10 protein-coding genes are annotated in these 9,012 nt (G+C 49.5%); 2 read left to right on the top strand and 8 right to left on the bottom strand.

The annotated features are described in order from the left end of the window. Positions 1–415: 415 nt before the first annotated feature. The 6 genes from KTH89_RS24375 to KTH89_RS24350 all read right to left on the bottom strand — a co-directional run bounded on the left by KTH89_RS24375 (position 416) and on the right by KTH89_RS24350 (position 4,743). The gene (locus tag KTH89_RS24375; RefSeq protein ID WP_238723436.1) at positions 416–922 is read right to left on the bottom strand and encodes a DUF5721 family protein; all 507 of its coding nucleotides are present in this window, start codon (positions 920–922) and stop codon (positions 416–418) included. Between the two features lie 157 nt (positions 923–1,079). Then, entirely contained in the window at positions 1,080–3,026 is a 1,947-nt protein-coding gene (locus tag KTH89_RS24370; protein ID WP_238723435.1) for a M56 family metallopeptidase, read from the bottom strand. A 2-nt stretch (positions 3,027–3,028) separates the two neighbouring features. After that, positions 3,029–3,391 carry a BlaI/MecI/CopY family transcriptional regulator gene (locus KTH89_RS24365; protein WP_238723434.1) on the bottom strand — a complete coding sequence of 121 codons (363 nt, stop codon included), beginning with the start codon at positions 3,389–3,391 and terminating at the stop codon, positions 3,029–3,031. A gap of 77 nt (positions 3,392–3,468) precedes the next feature. Next, a complete protein-coding gene (locus tag KTH89_RS24360; protein ID WP_238723433.1) occupies positions 3,469–4,017 on the bottom strand; it encodes a hypothetical protein in 549 nt (182 codons plus the stop codon). A 41-nt stretch (positions 4,018–4,058) separates the two neighbouring features. Continuing rightward, the gene (locus KTH89_RS24355) at positions 4,059–4,469 is read right to left on the bottom strand and encodes an HI0074 family nucleotidyltransferase substrate-binding subunit (RefSeq protein ID WP_238723432.1); all 411 of its coding nucleotides are present in this window, start codon (positions 4,467–4,469) and stop codon (positions 4,059–4,061) included. Continuing rightward, complete coding sequence (locus KTH89_RS24350) at positions 4,441–4,743, bottom strand: nucleotidyltransferase family protein (RefSeq protein WP_158342643.1); 303 nt, start codon at positions 4,741–4,743, stop codon at positions 4,441–4,443. Before KTH89_RS24350 ends, KTH89_RS24355 begins: the two co-directional genes overlap by 29 nt. A gap of 272 nt (positions 4,744–5,015) precedes the next feature. Between KTH89_RS24350 and KTH89_RS24345 the strand changes: the two genes are divergently transcribed. Together KTH89_RS24345 and KTH89_RS24340 are read left to right on the top strand one after the other, a co-directional pair. After that, positions 5,016–5,312 carry a hypothetical protein gene (locus KTH89_RS24345; RefSeq protein ID WP_158342508.1) on the top strand — a complete coding sequence of 99 codons (297 nt, stop codon included), beginning with the start codon at positions 5,016–5,018 and terminating at the stop codon, positions 5,310–5,312. A gap of 31 nt (positions 5,313–5,343) precedes the next feature. Then, a complete protein-coding gene (locus KTH89_RS24340; protein ID WP_238723431.1) occupies positions 5,344–6,639 on the top strand; it encodes a M18 family aminopeptidase in 1,296 nt (431 codons plus the stop codon). A gap of 186 nt (positions 6,640–6,825) precedes the next feature. Here KTH89_RS24340 and KTH89_RS24335 read toward each other — a convergent pair whose 3' ends face one another. Both KTH89_RS24335 and KTH89_RS24330 read right to left on the bottom strand, forming a co-directional pair. Then, the gene (locus KTH89_RS24335) at positions 6,826–7,488 is read right to left on the bottom strand and encodes a phosphatase PAP2 family protein (RefSeq protein WP_238723437.1); all 663 of its coding nucleotides are present in this window, start codon (positions 7,486–7,488) and stop codon (positions 6,826–6,828) included. Positions 7,489–7,504: 16 nt separating this feature from the next. Next, positions 7,505–8,428: a diacylglycerol/lipid kinase family protein gene (locus tag KTH89_RS24330; RefSeq protein ID WP_238723430.1), complete on the bottom strand. Its 924-nt coding sequence runs from the start codon at positions 8,426–8,428 to the stop codon at positions 7,505–7,507. Positions 8,429–9,012: the final 584 nt, after the last annotated feature.

The raw sequence follows: 9,012 nt of genomic DNA, 5'->3' as shown, positions 1-9,012 counted from the left end.
CCGGTTCAGAGGCTCTTGCCCGTCGGACGTGAAGTCCGCCGTGCATCCTGAATCCGGCTTTCCGATTTCACAAAGCGTATTCACAGCCGCCCTATGCGCCCCCAGGGAGATACAAAAGAACCCGGCCACCCGGCGCGTCCCCGGATACCGCCCGCGGTTCCAAGCCGTAAGCAGCGGACATACGAAGCCTCCAGGAAGAACGCTAAGTGAGTGCGACAGCCTTGGTATATAGGCTCGGTATCCTGAACCCGGCTTTACGGTTCTACTAAGCGGGTGCCGGCGCAAGCCCTCCGCGCTCCCGGGGAGACACAAAAGAATCCGGCTGCATGAAGCATTCCGGGACACCGGTACACACACCGGCCCTTAAGCAGCGGGCATACCCAAACCAGGGGAAGAACCGGATCTCCGTCTGCGGCTATCCAATTTCATCGAAATCTATTTCCTGTTTTCGGAAAAACTTCTGAACCATCTGATCCCAGCTATGATCCAAAGATTTATCCAAGGTGAATACTTTCAAAGATGTCCCGGTGGTACAGCTGACCCCAGTCTCATTATATTTAAAATTTAGAAACAGCCCGTTTACATCGTCCGCTGAAAAAGGAAGCTGTGACTGATCCAGCAATTTCCGTATATTCGAAGGCGCCAGCAAGAATACAAATTTAAAATTAAGGGGCGTTTTTTTTCCTTTAATCAACTCCAGACAGAAAGGCCGGATCTCACGCCAATACGAATAACCGCGGTCTGTTAAATCCGGCCCTTCCAATTCTTCCTTCGTAAAAAAATCCCGCTGAAGTCTGCCATCAACAGTAAAAGTATTAAAGGTAGTAACAACAGCCTCCGACACCAAAAAATGATCAAACGTGTCCTTCAGCAATAATTTATTCATAAAGTTTTTCGTATCTTTTATCTGTAATGCGATCAAAATCCCACCTCCGGCACTATAACTCCCATCATTATACAATGGAACTGTGCCCCAGGCAATTTCTTTTTGTGAAGAAGTTATATGCAAAAAGGTTATATGCGAAAGGATTATATGCGAAGGGATTATATGTCTGCTGCTATATGCCTGCTGTAATCTGTCAATACGAAAACGTCTCTGATGACAGTTCTCCTGACAGTTCTCCCAGCATTTGCAGCAGGAGACAGGCTTTAGGGGCTTTTTCTTTCAATGCCTCCATCCCTTCCTCTTCAAGCCGGAGCTGAACGGAAGATTTCCAGGCGTCGAAGTATTCCTGGCCGGTGGCGGCCTCCAGATCCAGGACTTCGTTGCCGATGAGCCCATCCATCACATAGCGCATGACATGGCCTTTTAAACCGGTCTGCCCGCCGGCTAAGAATTCTAAAAATATATAGCGTAACGTATCGTCCCCGTAATAAGTAAGCTCCCGGACTTCCAGGGGATGCCCGTCGATATAGGCGGCGGGGCTTGCATCCGCGGCAGGGGAAGATAGGATCGTGCCGAAAAGCTGTCCGATAAAAGCGTCGGTATCCATCTGCCAGTAATCTGATGCCTGGGCGTAACACTGCTGGATTTGGGGCAGGATATACTTCTGTGTATCCATAGCCCCGGCGATGGCTGCAGCGGCGGTTTCAGGCGGAAGCTGGCCGAACCGTTTTTTAATATCAGGACCATAATAACTGCCGTCACGGGGTTCCCAGTAATTAGTCAGATGATAGTTTCCGTGTTCATCCAGATCAAAGGAAAGGACGCAGGGAATATGACTGCCGCCCGTATCGCTGATCGAATTTCCGTCGTATTGGAACTCCATATAAAGAACCATGGCATATACCTGGAGCGTCTCAACAGCAGCGCCGGCTTCTTCCGAATACCGTTCTCCCGGCTGCTCAGCCAGAGTTACATGGCTCTCACAGGCAAAATCTCCGCCTTGGTGGCTGCCCTTGTTGTGCTCCAGAATGGCGGCGGATATGCTCTCGTCCAGTGTGAGCAAAGCGTTGTCCTCCGGCGCTTCCGGTTCTGCCTTTTGTCCCGTATTCCCGGGGGCCTCATGGACCGTGTCCATACCCGAGGGGGTCTGAAATTCATAGGCCGTAGCGGATGCGCTTGCGTTTTCCCCAAAATCGGGCTCCGGTCCAGGCGGATTCGTTAAAAAACACACAGACAAAACCACACAGGACAAAAGCGCCGCCAGAATCAGCCAAAAAGCGGGCTTTTTATGATTCAGTACATTCTTGATCCTAAGCCTTACGCCTGCTTCGCCAAATGCCAGCGGACAGGCCGCTATGGTATGCCGGGGAACACTGCAGGAAAGCAGAGCCTCAGAGTATTCTTTTTTATTTTCCAGGTCCATATCTTTTATGACCCGCTCATCACAGGCCAGTTCTATGTCCCGGCATAACAGGATGTACGCAAGCCAGACCAGGGGATGAAACCAATACACAGTCAGGATTAGAAAGGCGATCGGCTTGATCCAATGGTCATGCCTTTGAATGTGGGCTTGTTCATGAGCTATGACATGGGAAATAGCAGGTTCACTGAGATGATAAGGCAGATAGATACGCGGGCGAAACAGACCGAGGACGAAGGGGGAGGCTGCTTTTTCGCTCTGCCAGATATTGTCCCGGAGCCGGACTGCATCAAAGAGACGGCGGCGCAGTCTAAGATAACTGACCGCGCTGTAGAGCAGCAGGACGGCTGTCCCGAATACCCAGACCATGGAAGCCAGACCGGCGGCGACCTGCATTGGATTGACACTTTGAAATGTATCGGGCGCCAGGGAGCCGGACAGTACCGGATTGACCGCCTGGTCGAGTAGATCTATTCCGCTGTGGATCGCCGGGGTTTCGGAATAAAGAATATCGTTGCCGACAACATCTGAACTGGGAATCAGGCTCCAGACACTTTCCCATGAAAATGGGATCACCAGGCGGATTCCCACAAGCAGCCATAGGAAACAGCGGAGGGCTTTCGGTGCTCTCTTCAACAGGGAACGCAGCAGAATCACAGCCAGAATCATCCAGCCGGCTGCTATACTCATGTTCAGAATTTTGATAAATACAGTTTCCATCCTCAGCCCTCCCCGTAGGAATCGATCATATGGCGGATAGCCTCGATCTCATCCGGCGACAGGTCTTTGCGCTTCGCGAAGGAAGCCACAAAGGCAGGCAGTGAACCTCCGAATGTTTTTTCCACAAGCTCGTCGATTTCAGCGGCCTGCACTTCTTCCTTGGTTACGAGAGAGGTGACGATGGCATTTTCGTTTTTGACCACACCGCGGGTGGACAGACGCTTGATAACCGTATAAGTCGTGGCCTTGCTCCATCCGAGCTTCTCCCGGCACATTTTGACCAGCTCCGTACTGTTTACCGGTTCGTGCTCCCACAGGATCAGACAAAAACGATATTCACTTTCAAATACTTTTGGTGTTTTCACAGAACTGCCCCTTTCAGGTCGAATGAGTTAAACCCTATCTTGAGTCTAACGTATTCGACCTGGGTTGTCAATGGGGATTAGTTAGATTTTATAGACGAATTCTTTTGGTTGACGGTATGCCAATAGTTTTGAATTATTTTTTTATGCCATGCCAGGGCGAGGCACAGAAGAAACAGTACGACAGCTGTTAATATGACAAGGATGGGAGATAGACCCGAGGCATCCAGAAACTGTGTCGTATCATCGCCCACCGGCGCTCTGCCATTCATATAAAGCACAGGAACGAGTACCCATGCAAGGATCGAAAACGTGGGAAGCACCGCAAACATGAAGGAAAAAAGACGGTAGAACACCCCGGTTCTGTCCTTCTGATAGAATAACATATATAGGATTGATGCCAAAACCGGCAGCAGCAGTCCCGCGGAATGAAGCAGGGAATAAGTAAATGCAGTATAAACGCCGTCCACCGAACTTACAGATGCTCCGATGATAGTAAAATTCGTTATCTTTGCTCCGCATAAAAGGGCAACCAGCGCGTGCCCTCCTTCATGGAGAACGATGTACAACGGTACCATAATGCATGCACTTAATAATAATAAACCGACGGTTCTGATTTTGCTATTCATCTTATCTCTTAGCCTCCTGTTTTTCTGCTTTCTTGCATTTGCTAAACTGGGGAATGAATAAGATTTTCCACCTGTTCTGTTAATGCCTGGAATTCTTCTAAGTAGTTTTCAATAATCCGGATACAATACTCCTTCACGATCAGGCCATCATAGTCATGTACCAGACTGTTTCGAACTTTTAACATTTCCATCCAGATATCGTCTTTGATTAAGCCTGCCTGAAAGGCATTCCTGAGTACTTCCCTGGGAGATCCCGCCACAAAATCCGTGATCATATAATACTGGACCAACAGATCCTTCATTACCTTCCATGCCAGGTCAAAGGTTATGCTGAATTTCGCGCCGGTGCCGCTGAGCACAAAAGAATCCGACAGATCCCGATCCCTGGCCTCAGCCAGTGAATTTAAGGAATTTTGATAACTCTCAAACCGTTTTATAAATTTTGCGTCCATAAAGTTCGATATCCTCCTTTAGCAAAGCATTCCGGCACTGGTCCAGATTCACCAGATCTATGGTATATAGAGTTTCGATATTTTCTATTTTTTCCTGCAGTTCATCGAATGCCGATACCCCGCTCACTGCTATATCGATATCGCTTCTCTCCCTGGCGGTATCTTTAGCACGGGATCCGAACAGTAATACTTCCCGGGCGCCATAAAGGCGGCAAAGCTCCACCACTTTTTCGATGAGCTGTTCTACCCGCTTATCATATTCGCTATGGTTCATGAACTCACGCCTTTCTGCCAAGAAGATGTCTAAAGCTTCCTCAGCTTATATCAAAGTATATACGAATTTTATGTTTTCTACAACCGAAAAACAGGATAAGAGAACCGGAAATATCCGGGTTACCGCATTTACAGAAATATAACGGTACCAAATAATTCCTTAACAAAAATACGGTTGACTTAAGCCTACCTCCATTATATGATGAATATATAACAGAATATAGGCTAATCCAGAACTTGTACTACAATATCTTGTGAGAAGGATGTGGTCGTATGAACCAGGTTTACAGCAAACAGGCGTACAACATTTATCAGGCATCGGATGGTTACATTGTTCACAACACTTTAAAAGATTTTCAGTCGGGGCACACCCATCTGAACAGTTTCAAGTCTGCCAAATATCTGATCGATCTGGCGCTTCACCGAAGTATTCCGTATCATCTGGACCGTTATCGGTTAATCAGCCTTTCCCGAATTACAGAAGATGAATCCTATAGAGAAAAAATTCTGGAATTAATTCAGAACAAACGTGAGAAAATGTCCTATATAAACTGTAGGAAATGTTGTTAAATATGTTTGGAAAATGCAGGAGGAAATACCAATGAGCACAATGGAACATGCGGAGAAATTATTACAGCTGACGGAGACGGCCACCTCATCCTTTCACACCGTGGAGGCCGCGGTGCGCCAGCTGAAGGATGCCGGGTTTACGGAACTGGACAGCCGGGATGACTGGGGGCTGTCGAGTCAGGGAAAGTACTATGTCGTGCATCACGGTTCGAGTCTGGCCGCCTTTACGGTGGGATCTGAATTTACATTTCGGGAAGGGTTCCGGATCGCGGCGGCCCACACGGATTTTCCGGGGCTTCGGTTAAAGCCTTGCCCGGAGATGGACGACGAGGGCTATGCACGGGTGAATGTGGAAGTCTACGGAGGAGCGATTTTAAACACGTGGCTGGACCGGCCTCTTTCCATGGCCGGACGCGTGGCATGCCGGGGAGAGGATGCTTTCCATCCGGCAGTCAGACTCATCGATGTGAAACGGCCGGTCTTTACGATCCCGAACCTGGCTATCCATTTAAATAAGGAGATCAACAAGGGAATAGAGCTGAATAAGCAGACGGATATGCTTCCGGTGGCCGGCATGATCGGGGAAAAGCTGAATAAAGAGGATTTCCTGATCCGGTTTCTGGCCAAAGAGCTGCATATGCAGCCGGAAGATATACTGGATTATGAGATCGGAATCTATAACGCGGACGCGGGAGATGTGATCGGTATGGACGGGGAGTTTATCTCGGCTCCCAGGCTGGATAACCTGACCAGCGTGCAGGCGCTGCTGACCGGTCTGACGGAAGGGGAGAGAAGGCAGGGGATCAATGTGATCGCCTTGTTCGACCACGAGGAAATCGGCAGCAGGACGAAGCAGGGCGCAGGTTCTCTGTGGCTGAATACGGTGCTGGAGAAGATCATGGCCGGTTTCGGAAGAGACCGGAATAAGTATCTGGGCACCCTGGAAGAAAGTCTTCTGCTCTCTGTGGACGTGGGCCATGCCGTCCATCCGGGAAGCCCGGCCAAAAGCGATCCCACAAATAAAAATAAGCTGAACGGAGGCGTGTGCATCAAGGAGGCCAGCGCCCAGTCGTATGCCACGGACTGTGAGGCTATCGCCATCGTGCAGCAGATCTGTGAGCAGGAGAATATTCCATATCAGAAGTTCGCCAACCGGTCGGACGGGACCTCGGGAGGAACCTTGGGTTCCATAGCCTCCAGCGTGCTTCCGGTGCGCACCGTGGATGTGGGCGTGCCGCTTCTGGCTATGCATTCCAGCCGGGAGCTGATGGGGGCGGAGGATCAGGAAAGCCTGGTCCGGCTGGTGCGCGCATATTTCAGCCTGTAAATATAACCGTTTTCAGATAGTAACACATAAAATAACCCCTCTGCGGTGTCTGTCTTGTTTAAAACGGCACTGCAGCGGGGTTTTTAAATTCTTATTTTCGGATTATATATGTTTTCATACGAAAAGACGTATCATTAGCAGACGTATTATTATCATAAGATATAAATCGCACTACATTTATTATATTTATGAATAGCGTTTTACTTTACTTTTCCTTTTCGCCCTGGCTGCGGCGTAATCCACCTGATAGATAAAATAATAGAGCACCCAGGCCATTCCGATTCCGAAGATCACATCCCAGACAGAGTGCTGCTTTAAATACATGGTGCTGAGAATAATCAAGATCGACAGGACCGGAGCCCCGATATGTATAAAACGGTGCTTCTTCAGAGCGTCGCACCGCAGAATGGCAATGCAGGCACCGATGGAGTTATAGACATGGATACTGGGGAGGATATTGGTCGGCGTATCACTGTTATATAATACCCGGACCATATCGGTGAAAATATTCTCCCTGGGGAATTCCTGAGGCCGCAGCAGCTGTCCGTTGGGATAGAGCGCGGAAACGATCAGGAAAATGGTCATTCCGATAAACAAAAAGGCGGTTAGCTTATAATACTCCCGAACGTCGGTAAAGAAAAAGTACAGAATCGTTCCGGCGATATAAGCAAACCAGAGTGTATAAGGAATGATAAATATTTCAAGAAAAGGGATATGGTCGTCCAGGGGCATGTGGATGACATGAAAATCTTTTGTTATATGCTTTTCCAGATAAATAAAGCATGGAAAATAGAGAAAAGCATACAACAGCACCCAGGCATGCTTGTATTTCTGAAACAAGTTTTTCATCATCTTTAGACCTTTCTTAACATCCGGCAATGATGCGCAGGGTTTCTTTTGAGCACTCGATATCCAGATCCGTCTGGAAGCCGCAGGATTCGCCGTCTATATGAACGGCCAGCGGTGTATCCACGTGAATCCGGGCTTTTCGGCAGCGCAGGGTATCCACACCTTTGAAACGGGTGTGATGGCCCTTCTTGGCAGCCAGAAGAGGAATCGGCACCTTCCATTTGGAAAGCCCGTGTACGATACAGAAGTCTAAAGCTTCCCTCTCGGGGTTAGCCTTCGGGCAGAAGCGGAAACCGCCGCCCTCGTAACTGCAGTTCATAGCGGCCAGGAACAGGGTCCGGGGAAACTGGAAGGTTTTACAACCGTCGATATGCAGCGTCATCAGTTCCGGTTTGCACAGTACAATCTGGTGGAAAGCGATCCCCATGTAGGTCAGCTTACCCAGTTTTAACTTATTTAGAAAGTTTTTGAACCTGGACTTCAAAGCCTCATGACAGATCGCCGCGTCAAATCCGATTCCGGAGCTGACGGCGAAGCGTCTGATGGTATCCCCGCAGGTGATCTGTCCCAGATGAATGTTTTTATAATATTTCGGGTGCAGAATATTATGCAGGGCCTGCTCGGGTTTAACCGGCAGATGAAGATCCCGGATAAAGTCGTTGCTGGAGCCGGCAGGAATGTATCCGAAGGTGATCTGTTCCAGACGGACGACACCGTTTAATACTTCATTCACAGTACCGTCGCCGCCGATCGCGACCAGAGTCAGATAGTCTCCGCCTTCGGTCACAACACGGGCCAGGTCGGTGGCGTGATGGGGATATTCCGTAAAATAGACCTCGTACGAGACCTCTTCTTTTTTCAGTTCTTTTTCGATTATGCCCCAGATGCGCATTCCGCGGTTTGATCTTGCTTTGGGATTCACAATGAAATAGTACATCATTGGTACGTCCTGCCTTTTTCTTTCTATTTTAAGATGGAAGCACCAATAATGCAATAGAAGATTTTGGACTGGGGGCTGATTTCTTGGCGCCGGGCTTTCGAGTGGGTATCTGGGATGGCGGGTGAGCCTTGTGGGCAAGGGCGTTTCTTCCCCGGAGGTGGGATTGCCTGATGCTTAGGGATGGGGACCGCGGCCGGTATTCGGGGATGCTCCCGGGGGACGGGTTCTTTTGTGTCTCCCTGGGAGCGCATAGGGCGGCTGTGTCTTTACTAAGTGGAATCGGAATGCCGGATTCAGGATGCACGGCGGACTTTACGTCCGACGGGCAAGAGCCTCTGAACCGGGAGCTGTCGCACTCACTTGGCATTCTTCCTGGGGGCTTCGTATGATCGCTGCTTACGGCTTGGAACCGCGGGCGGTATCCGGGGACGCACCGGGCGGCCGGATTCTTTTGTATCTCCCTGGGAGCGCGGAGGGCTTGCGCTGGCACCCGCTAAGTGGAATCGAAAAGCCGGGTTCAGGAACCGAGCCTATTCACCAGGAACACGTGATGTGTTCCCGGTTCAGAGGCTCTTGCCCGTCGG

Origin of the sequence: Diplocloster agilis (assembly GCF_019042275.1) — a bacterium.
Taxonomy (GTDB): domain Bacteria; phylum Bacillota; class Clostridia; order Lachnospirales; family Lachnospiraceae; genus Diplocloster; species Diplocloster agilis.
This window is presented reverse-complemented; position numbering and strand designations above follow the sequence as displayed.

Bases quoted from the DNA above. Each gene is read 5' to 3' on its own strand.
- KTH89_RS24370 (WP_238723435.1), bottom strand. From the start codon at position 3,026: ATGGAAACTGTATTTATCAAAATTCTGAACATGAGTATAGCAGCCGGC.
- KTH89_RS24360 (WP_238723433.1), bottom strand. From the start codon at position 4,017: ATGAATAGCAAAATCAGAACCGTCGGTTTATTATTATTAAGTGCATGC.
- KTH89_RS24355 (WP_238723432.1), bottom strand. From the start codon at position 4,469: ATGGACGCAAAATTTATAAAACGGTTTGAGAGTTATCAAAATTCCTTA.
- KTH89_RS24350 (WP_158342643.1), bottom strand. From the start codon at position 4,743: ATGAACCATAGCGAATATGATAAGCGGGTAGAACAGCTCATCGAAAAA.
- KTH89_RS24345 (WP_158342508.1), top strand. From the start codon at position 5,016: ATGAACCAGGTTTACAGCAAACAGGCGTACAACATTTATCAGGCATCG.
- KTH89_RS24340 (WP_238723431.1), top strand. From the start codon at position 5,344: ATGAGCACAATGGAACATGCGGAGAAATTATTACAGCTGACGGAGACG.
- KTH89_RS24335 (WP_238723437.1), bottom strand. From the start codon at position 7,488: ATGAAAAACTTGTTTCAGAAATACAAGCATGCCTGGGTGCTGTTGTAT.
- KTH89_RS24330 (WP_238723430.1), bottom strand. From the start codon at position 8,428: ATGATGTACTATTTCATTGTGAATCCCAAAGCAAGATCAAACCGCGGA.